Source organism: Prevotella sp. FD3004 (assembly GCF_000746155.1).
Lineage (GTDB): Bacteria > Bacteroidota > Bacteroidia > Bacteroidales > Bacteroidaceae > Prevotella.
Window position 1 is genome coordinate 119,463 of record NZ_JQKR01000013.1, and the last position, 16,364, is coordinate 135,826.

General features: G+C 48.2%; 15 protein-coding genes. 2 read left to right on the forward strand and 13 right to left on the reverse strand.

Annotated features, from left to right (window positions below; translation table 11 throughout):
• Window positions 1-13 precede the first annotated feature (13 nt).
• Together T325_RS05190 and ilvC are read right to left on the reverse strand one after the other, a co-directional pair.
• Window positions 14-478, reverse strand: a complete 465-nt coding sequence (locus tag T325_RS05190) for a MaoC family dehydratase (protein ID WP_036911085.1) — start codon at window positions 476-478, stop codon at window positions 14-16.
• Window positions 479-532: 54 nt separating this feature from the next.
• Window positions 533-1,582 carry a ketol-acid reductoisomerase gene (ilvC, locus tag T325_RS05195; RefSeq protein ID WP_036911086.1) on the reverse strand — a complete coding sequence of 350 codons (1,050 nt, stop codon included), beginning with the start codon at window positions 1,580-1,582 and terminating at the stop codon, window positions 533-535.
• Between the two features lie 292 nt (window positions 1,583-1,874).
• Between ilvC and T325_RS05200 the strand changes: the two genes are divergently transcribed.
• On the forward strand, window positions 1,875-4,469 hold the full coding sequence (locus T325_RS05200) for a glycoside hydrolase family 3 C-terminal domain-containing protein (RefSeq protein WP_231622190.1): 2,595 nt from the start codon (window positions 1,875-1,877) through the stop codon (window positions 4,467-4,469).
• A 42-nt stretch (window positions 4,470-4,511) separates the two neighbouring features.
• On the opposite strand, the gene rsxA is transcribed toward T325_RS05200, so the two are convergent.
• The 7 genes from rsxA to T325_RS05235 all read right to left on the reverse strand — a co-directional run bounded on the left by rsxA (window position 4,512) and on the right by T325_RS05235 (window position 10,316).
• Complete coding sequence (rsxA, locus tag T325_RS05205; RefSeq protein WP_036911088.1) at window positions 4,512-5,114, reverse strand: electron transport complex subunit RsxA; 603 nt, start codon at window positions 5,112-5,114, stop codon at window positions 4,512-4,514.
• Between the two features lie 67 nt (window positions 5,115-5,181).
• Complete coding sequence (rsxE, locus tag T325_RS05210; protein WP_036911089.1) at window positions 5,182-5,775, reverse strand: electron transport complex subunit RsxE; 594 nt, start codon at window positions 5,773-5,775, stop codon at window positions 5,182-5,184.
• 111 nt (window positions 5,776-5,886) lie between these two features.
• Window positions 5,887-6,513: an RnfABCDGE type electron transport complex subunit G gene (locus T325_RS05215; protein ID WP_036911090.1), complete on the reverse strand. Its 627-nt coding sequence runs from the start codon at window positions 6,511-6,513 to the stop codon at window positions 5,887-5,889.
• On the reverse strand, window positions 6,510-7,511 hold the full coding sequence (locus T325_RS05220; RefSeq protein WP_036911091.1) for an RnfABCDGE type electron transport complex subunit D: 1,002 nt from the start codon (window positions 7,509-7,511) through the stop codon (window positions 6,510-6,512). The genes T325_RS05215 and T325_RS05220 overlap by 4 nt, the downstream gene beginning before the upstream one ends.
• Before the next feature lie 112 nt (window positions 7,512-7,623).
• Window positions 7,624-8,991 carry an electron transport complex subunit RsxC gene (gene rsxC / locus T325_RS05225; protein ID WP_036911093.1) on the reverse strand — a complete coding sequence of 456 codons (1,368 nt, stop codon included), beginning with the start codon at window positions 8,989-8,991 and terminating at the stop codon, window positions 7,624-7,626.
• Complete coding sequence (locus T325_RS05230; protein ID WP_036911095.1) at window positions 8,988-9,869, reverse strand: Fe-S cluster domain-containing protein; 882 nt, start codon at window positions 9,867-9,869, stop codon at window positions 8,988-8,990. Before T325_RS05230 ends, rsxC begins: the two co-directional genes overlap by 4 nt.
• A 30-nt stretch (window positions 9,870-9,899) precedes the next feature.
• The gene (locus T325_RS05235; RefSeq protein ID WP_036911097.1) at window positions 9,900-10,316 is read right to left on the reverse strand and encodes a SoxR reducing system RseC family protein; all 417 of its coding nucleotides are present in this window, start codon (window positions 10,314-10,316) and stop codon (window positions 9,900-9,902) included.
• A 173-nt stretch (window positions 10,317-10,489) separates the two neighbouring features.
• On the opposite strand from T325_RS05235, the gene T325_RS05240 reads away from it, so the two are divergent.
• On the forward strand, window positions 10,490-10,933 hold the full coding sequence (locus T325_RS05240; RefSeq protein ID WP_036911098.1) for a hypothetical protein: 444 nt from the start codon (window positions 10,490-10,492) through the stop codon (window positions 10,931-10,933).
• Here the strand turns inward: T325_RS05240 and T325_RS05245 are convergent.
• Genes T325_RS05245 through smpB form a run of 4 tightly spaced genes read right to left on the reverse strand, consistent with a single transcriptional unit; the run spans window position 10,930 to window position 16,364 of the window.
• Entirely contained in the window at window positions 10,930-11,598 is a 669-nt protein-coding gene (locus tag T325_RS05245; RefSeq protein ID WP_036911101.1) for a hypothetical protein, read from the reverse strand. The two genes, T325_RS05240 and T325_RS05245, sit on opposite strands and share 4 nt — an antisense overlap.
• A 4-nt stretch (window positions 11,599-11,602) precedes the next feature.
• A complete protein-coding gene (locus tag T325_RS05250) occupies window positions 11,603-13,093 on the reverse strand; it encodes a glycoside hydrolase family 10-like protein (RefSeq protein ID WP_036911238.1) in 1,491 nt (496 codons plus the stop codon).
• A gap of 47 nt (window positions 13,094-13,140) precedes the next feature.
• Window positions 13,141-15,885: a methionine synthase gene (gene metH / locus T325_RS05255; protein WP_081911056.1), complete on the reverse strand. Its 2,745-nt coding sequence runs from the start codon at window positions 15,883-15,885 to the stop codon at window positions 13,141-13,143.
• Window positions 15,882-16,364, reverse strand: a complete 483-nt coding sequence (gene smpB, locus T325_RS05260) for an SsrA-binding protein SmpB (RefSeq protein WP_036911103.1) — start codon at window positions 16,362-16,364, stop codon at window positions 15,882-15,884. The genes metH and smpB overlap by 4 nt, the downstream gene beginning before the upstream one ends.

The window sequence follows — 16,364 nt, forward strand, 5'->3', positions numbered from 1 at the left end:
TTTTATAGTTTGTTTATACAAAATAATACAGGAACGAAGCAATACCTTCGAGTGCAGGCTTGCGCTGTCCTTCAATCTCTATGCGGAACTCGATTTCTGCCTTGCAGATACCACGCAGATTCTGTATATTGTGCAGTTTTGTTACCAGACGCACCTTAGAACCAGTGATTACCGGCTGTCCGAAGCGCATCTTGTCCATGCCGTAGTTTACGAGCATCTTAATGTTGTTCACCTCGATGATCTGGTCCCACATGTAGGGCAACAGCGAAAGAGTCAGATAGCCGTGAGCAATAGTGCTCTTGTACTGGCTCTCTTCCTTGGCACGCTCCACGTCTACATGTATCCACTGATGGTCGAGTGTGGCATCAGCAAACAGGTTGATGCGGTCCTGATCTACTTGCAACCAGTCTGAGGCTCCGAGTTCCTCGCCCAGATGGGCTGCGAATTCATCATACGAATTAATTACTAATTTTCCCATACTTTTATAAAAATGAATTGCGGGGGTACACACCCCCGCAATTTCCTATTTAGATTATACGTCTTGATTCTCTGGACGCAGTTTGCGTACGGTCTCGCCGGCACGCCACATTTCCTGATTGCGCATAGCCTCAAGTTCCTTCTCAAGACCTGCACGATAGTCAGGTTTAGAGTTAGAATCGATGCTAATCTGCGCCTCGTTACCAGTCTGCACAGAGTAATAAAGCCACTCCATAACAGGCTTGATGGCATCATGGAAACGGGGAGCCCAGTCAAGTGCACCACGCTGTGCCGTTGTCGAGCAGTTGGCATACATCCAGTCCATACCCTTCTCACCGAACAACGGGCCAAGGCTCTGAGTCAGCTCTTCAACGGTCTCATTGAAAGCCTCCGAAGGAGAGTGTCCGTGCTCACGGAGTACCTCATACTGAGCAAGCAAAAGTCCCTGAATGGCACCCATCAGAGAGCCACGCTCACCTGTCAGGTCAGAGGTAGCCTCACGCTGGAATGTTGTCTCAAACATGTAACCTGCACCGATACCGATACCAAAGGCCAGTGTCTTCTCCTTTGCGTTACCGCTTGCATCCTGATAGACAGCATACGAGCAGTTCAGACCACGGCCCTCGCAGAACATGGTACGCAGTGAAGTACCGCTACCCTTAGGAGCAACCATAATCACGTCGACATCCTTTGGAGGAACCACACCTGTACGATCACTCCAGTTGATGGCAAAGCCATGGCTGTAGTACAGAGTCTTGCCAGGCTTCAGATATTTCTTAATGGTAGGCCACTGCTGAATCTGACCAGCATCAGAAAGCAACATGCAGAGGATGGTACCCTTCTCGGCAGCCTCCTCAATAGAGAACAGCGTCTCACCAGGAACCCATCCGTCGGCAACAGCCTTGTCATAGGTCTTTCCCTGACGCTGACCGACAATAACGTTAAATCCATTATCACGCAGGTTACAAGCCTGACCAGGACCCTGGATACCATAACCGATCACTGCGATCGTTTCATTCTTTAATACTTCACGTGCTTTCTCAAGTGAGAACTCTTTGCTGGTGACAACAGTTTCAATAACGCCACCAAAATTCATTTGTGCCATAATAGCTTTTGTTTTTAAATGTTATACATATCCCTTGTGTACTATGCCAGCCCTTCCCGAGAACCAGACGCTTGGTGTTCACCACCTTTATTATTTTATCAGTCCACCCAGAGCTTACACGAAACTCCGACGAGGGGTTAACTTTAGAAATCGGTTGCAAAGTTAGCAATTTGCCACGACACTGCCAAATTATCTTTCATCTTTTCTGCAAAAAAGTTTTCCAAAAGAATTTTTATTCTTACCTTTGCAGCGTAATTGTAAGATTCTAACTAAATTTATAAACTATTTGTACATGAAAAGATTCCTATTTCTGACCCTGCTGGCTGGACTTTCCGTCAGCACAATGGCTCAGACGAAGTATGCTTGGCAAGACCCCAAGCTGCCAACAGCTGAGCGCGTAGAAAACCTCATCTCTATGCTCACCCCTGAAGAGAAGGTGGGACTGATGATGAACAAGTCGATTTCCATCGACCGCCTTGGCATTCCCTCCTACAACTGGTGGAGTGAAGCCTGCCATGGCGTTCGTCAGGACGGCTACACCGTGTTCCCCCAGCCCATCGGCATGGCTGCAGCCTTCAGTGAGCAGCTTTTCTATAATGTATTCTCTGCCGTGAGCGACGAAGCCCGAGCAAACTGGAACCGTTCCGACCATAACATATTTAATGTACCTATGGGCGTGGTCTACTATCCAGGAAATCCCGAGCTCACCTTCTGGTGTCCTAACGTCAACATTTTCCGTGATCCCCGTTGGGGACGTGGTCAGGAGACCTGTGGCGAAGATCCTTATATGAATGCCGTACTGGGCGTACAGACCGTTCTCGGCATGCAAGGTAACGATGACCACTATTTCAAGACCCATGCCTGCGCTAAGCATTACGCCGTTCACAGCGGTCCTGAGCCCTTGCGCCACTCCATGAATGTAGAACCATCAAACCGCGACCTGTGGGAGACCTACCTCCCCGCCTTTAAAGCCTTGGTCAAGAAGGCGAATGTTCGTGAGGTGATGTGCGCTTATCAGCGTTTCGAAGGCACCCCCTGCTGCGCCAGCGACCGTCTGCTGATTGACATCCTGCGTAACAAATGGGGCTATGACGCTATCGTGCTTACCGACTGTGACGCCATCAACAACTTCTTCAACCGTGGTCAACACGAGACACATAAGGACGGACTCTCGGCATCTGTCGATGCAGTTCTCAATGGCACCGACCTCGAGTGTGGCAAGGTGTTCATGTCACTCACCGAGGGTTTGAAGAAAGGCCTCATCAAAGAGAGCGATCTCGATCAGCATCTGCGTAAGACGCTCACAGGTCGTTTCGAGCTCGGAATGTTTGACCCTGCCGACATGCTGCCTTGGGCTAAGCTGGGTTCTGATGTCATCAGCAGCGAGCCGTTCGACGCCCTCGCTACTCAGGCCGCCCGCGAGTCGATGGTGCTACTCAAGAACAACGGCATCTTGCCGCTTTCTAAAGATATCAAAACCATCGCCGTTCTTGGTCCTAATGCCGACGATGCTGCCATGCTCAATGGTAACTATGGCGGCACACCTACGCAGGCTCATACCCACTCGTTGCTCGAAGGCATCAAGGCTGCTGTGCCTGGAGCCAACATCATCTACCGCAAGGCCTGTGAGCTCAACGACGAGTACAACACCATCCGTCATCTCGGCGATTTCAACGATGGTCAGGGCGTGAAGGTTGAATTCTTCAACAACCGTAACCTCGAAGGCACTCCTGTCAAGACAGCTTTCTATAACGAGCTCAACTTCTCTACTTTCGGTGCCTGGGGTTTTGCTGAAGGTGTCAACAGCGACTCTGTATCTATACGCATCAGCGGTCAGTACAAGTCTACTTTCACTGGTGAGATGAAGTACACACTCATGACCGACAACGGGTATATCCTCCGTGTCAATGGTCAGATGGTAGAAGAGGTTCAGGGTGGCATGCGCCGTGGTTTCGGCTTCGGTCGTAAGGTTGAGTACAAGTCTTTCCCTGTTCAGGAGGGACAGACCTATGATCTCGAGGTTGAATATCGTCGCGGAAATGGTCAGTTTGCCATGCTGCGTGGCGACATCTGCGAACGCAACCTTGCCGACTTCACTGATCTGGCTAAGGAAATCAGCACTGCCGACGCTATCATCATCATCGGTGGTATCTCTGCCCAGATGGAGGGCGAAGGCGGTGACAAGGCTGATATCGAACTGCCAAAAGTTCAGCAGATGCTCCTTCAGGCCATGCACGCCACAGGCAAACCCGTGGTATTTGTCAACTGTTCTGGTTCTGCCATCGCCTTTGGTAGTGTCGAGAATGAGTACGACGCTCTCCTACAGGCTTGGTATGCAGGTCAGGGTGGTGCCAAGGCATTAGCCGATGTGCTCTTTGGTGACTATAACCCTGGCGGCAAACTTCCCGTAACGTTCTATCGCTCTAACAACGACCTGCCAGACTTCCTCGACTACTCGATGAAGAACCGCACCTATCGTTACTTCACAGGTGTGCCTCAGTATGCCTTTGGCTACGGCCTCAGCTACACCACGTTCACAGTCGGCAAAGGTCAGCTGTCTAAGTCGTCCATGAAGAAAGACGGCAAGGTAACGCTCACCGTTCCCGTCAGCAATACCGGCAGTCGCGAGGGTACTGAGACTATTCAGGTATATGTCAAGGCACTCGACTACCCCGACGCTCCCATCAAGAGTCTGAAGGGATTCCAGAAGCTCTCACTCAAGGCTGGTGAGACAGCAAATGCCACCATCACCCTCGATAGCGAGTCGTTCGAATACTATGACGAAAGTATCGACGAACTCTCCACCCGTTCAGGTCGCTACCAGATTCTCTACGGCACCTCGTCATTGGACAAAGACCTCCAATCACTCGACTTCGTAGTGAAATAAACACATAAAAAGAACAGGCTTCCAAATGGAAGCCTGTTCTTTTTAATCTAACCCAAAAAGGAGCTTCAGACCGCCGTCGACTCCTGAGAAGCCCATGAAGGCAAGACTCAGCAGACCAGCGGAGAGCATGACAATGGCCATACCCTGCATGCCCTTGGGAATCTTTACCAACTCGAGTTGTTCGCGCATACCGGCAAAAACGGTGAGTGCCAAACCAAAGCCAAGGGCCGTAGAGAAAGCATAGACCACAGACTGCAACAGATTATAGTCTTTCTGGATGCAGAGGATGGCCACGCCAAGCACGGCACAGTTGGTAGTAATCAGCGGCAGAAAGATACCCAGCGCCTGATAGAGGGCTGGCGATACCTTCTTCAGCACAATCTCGACCATCTGAACCAATGCGGCGATAACGAGGATAAAGGCGATAGTCTGCAGGTATTGCAAGCCAAAGGCATCAAGCACATATTTCTGTACCAGCCAGGTAACGATGGTGGCCAACGTTAGCACAAAGGCTACTGCTACCGACATGCCCAGCGAGGTATCGATCTTCTTTGATACGCCCAAGAACGGACAGATGCCGAGAAACTGTGACAACACGATGTTGTTCACGAAAATGGCGCTAATAAAAATCAGTATATATTCCATAATGCTTTTATTTTTTAGGAGTTCAGGGAGACAGGGAGTTCAGGACATATGTATTGGACTCCTTGAACTACTTGTATTCTTGTCTCCTTAATTTGTTCACAATTGCGATGAGGAAACCTAAGGTGATGAAGGCTCCCGGAGGCAAAACGAAGAGCAGAATATTGTAGGTCTCGGGCCACATGGTGAGGCCGAAAACAGAACCAGAGCCCAGCAACTCGCGACAGATGCCAAGGAGCGTCAAACCCAACGTAAAGCCAAGACCGATGCCAATGCCATCGAAGAGTGAGGCAACAGGTGAGTTCTTCGAAGCAAAGCCCTCAGCACGACCGAGAATGATACAGTTGACCACAATCAGTGGGATGAACAATCCTAAAGCAGCATCGATGTCGGGCAGAAAAGCCTTGATTACCATCTGTAGAATGGTAACAAAGGCAGCTATCACAACGATGAACACAGGGATGCGCACCTTATCAGGAGTGACTGATTTAAGACACGAGATGACAAAATTGGTACAGATGAGTACCGCCATCGTGGCAAGGCCCATCGACAGACCATTGAGAGCACTAGTGGTTGTGGCCAGCGTAGGACACATACCGAGCATCAAGACGAATGTGGGGTTCTCCTTGATTATGCCGTTCTTGATAATTCCTATATAGTTCATAATCCTTATATTTATATTTTTGGCGCAGATTTACACGGCTCTCATTTGAGAAGCACTGCTTTTGTGCGCAGCAGGCTGTGTCTTTATTTATAAAGCCGTGTTAATCCGTATCTAATTCTCTTTCTTAGTAGTGGCTCCTGTCTCCGCATCTGTAGCGGGTGTGGCCTTGTAGGCCTTATAAGCATTATTGACTGCGAGCAGGAAGGCACGGCTGGTAATGGTTGAAGCCGTGATGGCATCCACCTGTCCACCATCCTTAGACACCGTCAGAGCTTCTGCGGGGATCTTTCCGATAATATCACCCTTTTCGCCCTTCTGGAACCATTTGTCGGCCTTGGCACCAAGTCCTGGTGTCTCAGCATGCTCCAAGAGCGTATAGCCAAGAATCTGACCTTCTACATCGAAACCAACAAGCACCTTCAAATCGCCACCGAAGCCACCAGTGGTACTCTCTACAGCAGCGCCAAGATCTTTTCCCTTTGAATCCTGAGTCTGGTAGATCACGAAAGTCAGTTCTTTGCCCTTAGCATCGTTCTGACGAACCGTGTCGGTCTTGGCTACTTTCAGGTTATCGACTCCCATCACGGTTTTGATGCCGTCGGCTAGTGCCTTGGCTTTCTGATCACTGATAGGTCCCTCGGTAAGATGGTTTACAAAAGCGAGGATACCACCCATGATAACGGCTACTCCTGTGAGCACCAGCACCATATTCGTTAAAGATGATTCAAGCTTCTTCATTTTGCAACCTCCCCGAAACGTTTTGGTTTCACATAATTATTTATAAGCGGCGTGAACGCATTCATGATGAGAATGGCAAACGACATACCCTCAGGATAAGCACCCCAGTTGCGGATGACAATGGTAAGGAAACCGATGGCCACACCATAAATAAGTTGTCCCTTAGGCGTCATAGGACTCGTCACATAGTCGGTAGCCATGAAGATAGCGCCAAGCATCAGACCACCCGAAAGAATAACAGAGATCGGATTGGCGTATGCTGGATTAGCCAAATGGAGTAAACCTGCGAAGACAAACACCGTTCCGATAATCGATACCGGAATGTGCCAAGTGATAATCTTCTTCCACAACATGAAAGCAAGGCCGATGAGAAGTGCTAAGGCACAAACCTCACCCAGTGACCCGGCACCATAGCCGCACTCTGAAGGCAGACCGATAAACATGTGCAGACTCTCTGGCAGCTTATCCAAGACAGAGGCATCGCCACTCTTGATAGCCTCTTTCATAATGGAAAGAGGTGTAGCACCAGTCTCTGCATCGAGATAGCTAGTCAACTGGCCAGCCTGAGGCCATGATGTCATCTGTGCAGGAAAGGCCACCAACAGAGCGGCACGACCTACGAGTGCAGGATTAAAGAGATTATTGCCCAACCCACCAAAACTCATCTTTGCCACACCGATGGCGAAAAGCGCACCAATGAGGATAATCCAGATGGGGAGGTTTGAGGGCAGGTTGAAAGCAAGCAACAATCCTGTAAGGATGGCCGAGCCATCCATCACCGTGTTCTTACCTTGCTTCAGGATATACTTGCTGATAGCCCACTCAAAGAAAGCGCAGGCAGCCACACTGGTTGTCGTTACAACAACCGAACCCAGACCGAAATAAATGAACGACACAAGCAGAGCGGGCATCAGAGCAATGATAACACCATACATGTTGCGCTCTACCGAGTCAGTTCCGTGGGCATGTGGCGAAAGTGATACAATTAATTTTCCCATAATTCTTTATTTATTTTTGGCACGGATCACGCGGTTCTCTTTGAGAGACGCTGCTTTTTGCGCAGCTGGCCGTGTCTTTATTTATAAAGCCGCGTTAATCAGTGCCTAATTTTTATTTTTTAGCGGCGCGAGCGCGGATGATGCCCATGACTGTGGATTTGCCCTGGCGGATGTTATCGAGGAGCGGGCGATGAGCAGGACAGGTGAACTGACACGAACCACACTCAATACAACTGACAATTTCTTCACGCTCGCCACGCTCCCAGTTCTTTACCTCTGAGAGTTTGGCAAGCAGATAAGGCTCCAATCCCATAGGACATGCTGAGACACACTTGGCACAACGGATACAGGGCTGTGGTTCCTTGCGGCGAGCCTCTTCGGCAGAGATAATCGTCACAGAGTTAGTTCCTTTACAAATGGGCACCTCAACACTAGTGAGGGCCTTACCCATCATAGGGCCACCTGCCAGCAACTTATTGTCGCCATCGGGCATACCACCGCAGGCCTCAATCAGGTTTATCATCGGTGTACCCATACGAACGAGGAAGTTGCCAGGATGTTCCAAACGCTTACCTGTAACAGTAGTGCAACGTTCAAAGAGTGGTTTATGCTTCATCACAGCCTCATATACAGCTAAAGCAGTACCAACATTCTGAACAATGGCGCCGACATTGACAGGAATAGCGGGAGGAGCCGGTACCTGACGGCGGATTACAGCATCAACCAACTGCTTCTCACCACCCTGCGGATAGCGCTGTTGCAAGGGCACCACCTCAACATGATATTCTGTTCCATTGAACTTCTTAGCACATTTCCCGGTAAGCAGTTCAATGGCGGGCATCTTATTGGTCTCGATACCGATATAGCCCGTTGTTACCTTTGCACCTTTCATCAAGAGTTCCAGCCCCACGAGAATCTCGTCGGCACGCTCCATCATCAGGCGGAAGTCGGCGGTAATATAAGGCTCACACTCTACGGCGTTGATGATTACACACTCAGCCTTGGCTGTTGGCGGCGGCGTGAGTTTGATGAAGGTGGGGAAACAAGCTCCACCCATACCAACGACGCCTGCATCCTTAATACGACTGACAATCTCCTCAGGCGTCAGTTCGGGATGATCGGCCACCAACTCCAACTTGTCAGAACGGTCAATAGTCTCTTCCCACTCATCGCCTTCTACATTAATAATAATGGCAGGTTTGCGATAGCCTGTTGCATCAATGGCTGTATCAATCTTAAAAACCGTACCGCTGACTGATGAGAAAATGGGGGCAGAGACGAATCCACCAGCCTCGGCTATCATCGTACCTACCTTCACTTTATCACCTTTCTTAACTACGGGTTTAGCGGGAGCGCCAATATGCTGACTCAGTGGAAAAATTGCCTGTTTGGGCAGGGCTGCGACCACAATAGCTTCGTTGTGAGAGAGCTTATTCTCCTCAGGGTGTATACCACCTATACTGAATGTCCTTACGTTCATGCTTTTACCTCCTCTTCTTTTTTAAGTTCTTTAGGTTTCGGAGCCGGAGCAGGCGTGGGGAAGTTCACATCGCGAATGGCATGAGTAGGACACACCGACACACACTTGCGGCACAGGCGACACTTGTTGAAATCGATGTATGAACAATTGTTCTCTACAGTAATAGCGCCGAAGGGACACTCCTTCTCACACTTACCACAACCGATGCAGCTCACCTTACATGCCTTCATAGAAACGGCGCCCTTGTCTTTGTTGACACATGAGACAAATACCCTTCTACTCTTCGGTCCTTTCTTACGAAGTTCGATGATACCACGCGGACATGCCTTCATACAGGCACCGCAAGAGGTACACTTATCGTCGTCGACCTCGGGAATACCAGTTTCCGGATTCAAACGGATGGCATCGAACTGACAGGCCACAACACAATCGCCACAACCCAGACAGCCAAAGCCACAAGCCGTCTCACCAGCACCACAGGCATGCATGGCAGCACAGGTGCGCAGACCTGCATATTCAGCGATACGCGGACGATGCTCGCAAGTACCGTTACATCTCACCACGGCTACCATAGGCTCTGAGTTGGCAATAGCCATACCGAGCAGATCAGCCACTCTACCCATGACATCGGCACCACCAACAGGACAAGAGAGTCCATCAATACTTCCGGCATCGGATCCTTTCACAAGGGCATCGGCCATACCGCTACAACCAGGGAATCCACATCCACCGCAGTTAGCGCCAGGCAATACTTCGCTGACCTGCGCAATACGGGGATCTTCATAAACAGCAAACTTCTTGGATGCGAGAAAAAGTACCACAGCGGCAATCAAACCGATGGTTCCCAAGACAATCACTGCAATTAAGATGAAATTCATAAATGCTTTTTTTATTTGTTTTAGTTTATATTACTTAACTTCTATTGAGAAGGATATCTTCTTCTGAATCATACCCCGACAAGAGAAGATGATCAGATAATAAGGTGCGAGCGAGAGTAAGGCAGATACAGCGGCAAGTCCCTCACTGCCAGTAAACAGAAGCACCGCCAGCAATACGGCCATCATGATAACGAAAGGCAGACCGAACCCCAACAAAAGGGCTCTGTTTGCTACATCACGCGAAGCCCACACCGTGACATTCTGTCCCACGTTGAAAGCTGCTGTATCGCAATTGAAGACATCAATAATCTTCTCTTTCGACTCTGAGGCATGACAATGGGCAGCCACCTTACAGGCTGCACAAGCCGAAGTCTGAAGAATGCGTACCCTAACACATCCACCCGTTATCGATTCGATGATTCCAGAATGACTTATTTTAGTACTCATGAGCCCACTTCGGTAAGTTATCGGTTTTGTAAACTCGACTTTGCAAATGCAAAGGTACAATAAAAAAGGGAATTAAGAATTAAGAATTAAGAATAATTTCAAAAAAAAGTCGTAATCGTTTGCAATTACACCGATTTTTACTACTTTTGCAACGGAATTAAATTGAAACGAAGATGAAAGCCAGTGAACAGACTATTCAGCAGATTGAACGCGCCATTCGCAAGATTGCCGCTAAGTTTCCTCCAGAAGCAGAGGCCAATGACATGACCGATATCCATATCCGTGTGATACAGGAGACAGGTGAAATCAGAGCCTACAACGACAATGACGAAGAACTGGACCGTTGTGTGGTAGAAGAATGGATCGGCAATACCGATGAGGACTTCTATCAACAGGTGCCTTCAGTGATTCGCAAGTGTATCGAGAACCTGAAAGACATTGTAGAGAACATGTCAATACTGAAGCCATTCTCACTTGTTCTTGAAGATGAAGACAAGGAAACGGTAGAGGAACTTTATCTTGTTGACGATGAGATGGTAATCATCAATCCCGACCTGATGGCAGGGCTCGACAAAGATCTGGACAACTTTCTCGAAAATCTGCTGAAAGAAGACTAATCGTAGGACTCACTGTTCTGAAGTACGAAATGACGCGACGGATCCACATAATACACCTCCTCTGTACGCGTTTGATGAGCCTGCTTAGAATAGTCTAACAGATGTATTTCGTAATCGCTAGTAATTGAGAAATACTGTATAAATTCCTCAGGATTAATACTGAATTCATCTTCTTCATCCTCAACTGCATACAGACAAAGCTTATCGACGGGCATATACTCGTCGTCGAGTGAATAAAGGTATATTGAATAACGCTCTTCCTCGCTTGTCTCGTCGGCTGCCAATAACATCATACGGGCTCCAAGGCTCTCGGAAACAGCGATAGCCTTAGGATGGTTTCCTTCGAGGTTCAGATATGTTACAATCTCCTGTGGAACCGGTTTAAAAGCAGGCAAGAATCTCACAAAGTCTTCGGTATAACTGATGGGTAACGGCTGGATATCGAGACTATCGAAGAACATCTTGATAGGATTATCAGAGCTCTGGAGGTTGATACCCTGTGCCTCCAGCCGCTCACGAATTTCGATGGTCTTTATGCTGTCGAGTTTATGTTGCAGAACTTCTGACGAAAGATTCTTGTTACCACAAGAAATGAATAGTAAGTATTGAATAGAGAATAATAATACCCATGCGCCATGCCATAATGCCTGATTCCTCCTTTTCATATCGTTACAGTTTTATTTTCTTAACTACGGGCTTACTCTCATTCTGCAGACGGTTCAAGGCTGTTACTACATAAACACATTTTTCCTTACCATTCTCGTATGGTAGTTTATAGAAGGTCTGATTGGTGATGGTACATATTTTCGAAGCATCATTCAAATTCTGCACCTCACCTTTGGCAAAACGATAAACTACATATTTCGTAGCCGTATCACTCCAGTCCTTACCCTTAGGAGCAGTCCAGAAAAGAATATAGCCGTCACTGGTCCATACGGGCTTCACCTTACGCACCTTCTTAGGTGCCTTGTTGCTGATGAATTCCATAGATGGCTGCAAGGCGGGTGTTTTCCAATACACGTTGCGCAGGTTGCTACCATAGTTTCCCACATTGTCAACAGCTGCCTTAGCATACCACAGCACTGTTCCCTTTACATAGGGCAGTTGACGATGGAGGGCCATTTTTGCACTCTGCTGGTTGCGGTTAGGATCCTGAAGATCCGAAAATTTCACCGTACGCTCTACATCTTCGCCAATCACCAGCGGACGTGCTGCAGCATGTTGACTCCACCACTTAATCAGGGTCTCATAGTCAGCGGCTTTATTACCTATCTCCCAGTAAATCTGAGGCACACAATAATCAAGCCAGCCATTATTTATCCACAATAGGATGTCGGCATACAAATCGTCGTAGTTCTGTGTGCCATTCGTGTTACTGCCAATAGGCGAACTTTTCTTGTTGCGATAGATACCAAAGGGCGAAATCCCCACCTTCACCCAAGGCTTGGCCTCGTGGATGGTTTTATAGAACTGCTCTACAAAGAGATCAACATTATAACGACGCCAATCGTTCACATCCTTTATACCATTTGAGTTCTGACGAAACTGAGCAGCATCTGGAATAGAAACGCCCTTAACGGGATAGGGATAGAAATAGTCGTCCATATGGATACCATCGACATCGTAACGAGTAACAATATCTCTGGCCACCTCACAGATATAGTCGCGATTCTCGGGAATACCGGGATTCAGTATCAGCAAATCATCGTATTCAAAACAACGCTGTGGTGCACGTCTGGCAATATGGTTCTGCGCCAACTCTTTTGTGGTCTTTGTTCTAGCACGATAGGGATTAATCCATGCATGCAATTCCATACCACGTTCGTGGCACTCATCAATCATCCACTGCAGAGGATCCCAATAGGGGGACGGAGCTTTGCCCTGAACTCCTGTCAGAAAGCGACTCCAAGGTTCCAGCTTACTCTCGTAAAGGGCATCACACTCAGGGCGCACCTGAAAGATAATCAGATTGACGCCGTCTTTCTGCAACTCATCTAACTGATAGGTCAGCGTCTGCTGCATCTTCTCAGTGCCCATACCTTGGAATTGTCCGTTCACACACTGTATCCACGCGCCACGCATCTCACGCTTCTGCGCTGCGGAAGAGAAAGGTAAAAGAATAAAAAGACAAAAAGGTAAAAACCATTTCACCAATCCCATCACCTTATCATTATAATTATTTCCCATATCTATACTTTTTTATCTTATTAGAAAAGATTCAGTTTCTGTTTTCTTGCTTCTTCGATTGACGAGAGTTTTATTTGCTCATGCTGATATTCCACTCGCAACTGTTCATATTTCTCTGCCAGTTCCTGCTCAACCTGCTGTTCATCACTTAGCAATCTTGATGCCACAAGGGCATTCTGCGAGGCATCTTTCATCCAAACCACAGGGCCACCGTAAACAGGGGCTATTTTCAGTGCCACATGCAGTTCGCTGGTAGTGGCTCCGCCAATCATGATAGGTATATTCATACCTGCTTTTTCCAACTCCTGTGCCACGTTGACCATTTCTTCCAAACTTGGAGTAATCAGACCACTCAGACCTACCAGATCTACATTTTCCTCTTTGGCCTTTCGCACTATCTGTTCGGCTGGCACCATCACTCCCATGTCAATGATCTCGTAGCCATTACATGCCATCACCACACCTACGATGTTTTTACCAATGTCATGTACATCACCCTTAACCGTTGCTAACAGCACTTTTCCCGCGCTTTTTGCGCCTGCGGTTTTCTCGGCTTCGATATAAGGCTGCAATATCTCAACGGCTTGCTTCATGGTACGAGCAGTCTTTACCACCTGAGGAAGAAACATCTTACCCTCACCAAATAGCTTACCTACGGTATTCATACCCGCCATCAGTGGCCCTTCAATAATATCAACTGCATGAGGATAAGACTCAAGTGCCTCTTTCAAATCTGCTTCCAGATGATCGGCTATGCCTTTGACAAGCGCTTTCTCTAGGCGCTCATCCAGAGGTAGGTTTTCTTTTTCTTCTTCAGAAACGGAGGAGTCAGTGGCAGTCTGGGTACGCTTCTTTTCCTGCTCCTCCAGTAACCGTCCCGCCAACTCAGTAAGCGCTTCAGCCGCCCCTTTTTGCCGATTCAGTATAACGTCTTCGATAACATCAAGTTCCTCCTGAGGAATATCCGAATACGTTACCTTCGTTGAAGGATTTACGATCCCGAAATCCATGCCTTTCTGGATAGCATGATAGAGGAATACGGCGTGCATGGCCTCGCGAATATAGTTGTTACCGCGAAACGAGAAACTCAGGTTACTTACTCCACCACTGATGTGAGCACCAGGCAGATTTTCCTTAATCCAGCCTGCCGCACGAATGAAATCGAGCGCATAGCTATCGTGCTCCTCCATTCCTGTGGCCACAGCCAGCACATTGGGGTCGAAGATAATATCGAGCGGATTCATACCCACCTGCTCAACTAGTAACTTGTAGGCTCTACCTGCTATCTCTATGCGACGCTCATAACTTGTGGCCTGACCTATCTCATCGAAACACATCACCACCACCGCAGCACCATAGCGCTTCACGTCGCGAGCATGTTCGAGGAATTTTTCCTCACCCTCCTTCAGTGATATAGAATTCACGATGCTCTTGCCCTGTACACATTTCAGTCCTGCACATATCACCTCCCAGTCTGAGGAGTCTATCATGACAGGCACCTTAGCAATATCCGGCTCTGCAGCAATCATGTTGAGGAAGTTCACCATCTCGGTCTTAGCATCGAGCAAACCATCGTCCATATTGATATCTATCACAAGGGCACCATCAGCCACCTGTTTACGGGCAATACCGATGGCCTCGTTGTAGTTTTTCTCTTTAATGAGACGAAGGAACTTTCGTGAACCAGCCACATTACAACGTTCTCCCACATTCACAAACTGCACCTCGGGAGTGACATCAAGCAATTCGAGTCCAGAGAGCCACATCGTCATGGGATTCTCTACGGGCACATGAGGTTTCTTTCCTTCTACCAGTGGCGCATAAGCGGCAATAAACGTCTCATCAGTACCACAACAGCCGCCGATAATATTTACCAGTCCCTCATCAACAAGTTCGCCCATTTTGGGCGCCATCGATTCTGCGGTCTCATCGTAAAGTCCCATCGAATTGGGAAGACCTGCATTAGGATAGGCACTAATATAGTATGGCGCATGCTTGGCCAACTCACGCAGGAAAGGCTTCATCTGCGTGGCACCAAACGAGCAGTTCAACCCTACAGAGAAGATATTGTAGGTGCTGACGCTGGCGAGGAAAGCATCGAGTGTCTGCCCACTCAGAGTACGCCCTGCCAGATCACTCACCGTTACAGAGAGCATAATTGGCAGTTCAACACCTTTTTTCGTCATAACACGATCAACAGCATCGATGGCGACTTTGGCATTCAGCGTGTCGAAGATAGTTTCAATAAGCAGAGCATCTACCCCACCCGCTATCAGTGCTTCAGCCTGCTCTTCATATGCAGCCAACAACTCGTCGTAAGTCAAATCTCTAGCAGCAGGATTGCTCACATCAGGTGACATCGAACAGGTTTTATTTGTCGGCCCCATAGAACCAGCCACGAATCTGGGCTTGTCCGGGGTAGAGAATTCGTCTGCCACACGACGAGCAATTCTTGCACCCTCAAAGGCAATTTCGTAGGCCGTATCCTCCAGATGATAGTCTGCCTGCGATATACGCTGACTACTGAAAGTGTTGGTTGCTATAATATCGGCTCCCGCCGCCAGATACTGACGGTGGATGTCCGCTATCACATCAGGACGTGTCAGTGAGAGCATGTCGTTGTTGCCCTTCATCTGCCCCTCTAAATTCACAAAACGGTCTCCACGGAAGTCTTCCTCCGTAAGACCGTATGTCTGTATTTTGGTACCCATCGCTCCATCGAGTATGAGTATCCGCTGTTTGATTATATCGTTAAGTCTGCTCATTTATACACTTTCATTGCTCTATCCATCTCACGTCGGTCTTCCTTCTCTTTCAGCGTCTGACGTTTGTCGTACTCCTTCTTACCCTTACAGAGCGCAATATCCATCTTTGCACGCCCTTTATCGTCGATAAACACCAACGTAGGAACAATGGTATAACCCGTTTGTTTGGTAGCACTCTCCAAAGCTCTTATCTCCTTCTTGGTAAGCAGTAGCTTGCGGTCACGCTTCATCTCGTGGTTGTTGTACGACCCATAGAAGTAAGGACTCACGCTCATACCCTTCACCCACAGTTCACCATTAATCACAGTGCAGTAGGTATCAACCAAGCTGGCCTTGCCTAGACGAATGGATTTGATCTCCGTACCCGTCAGCACAATGCCTGCTGTGTAGGTCTCAATAAAGAAGTATTCAAATGAAGCCTTCTTATTCTTGATTTGTATAGGGCTCTTCTTTCTGAGCAGTTCCTCTGTCTTGTTCAT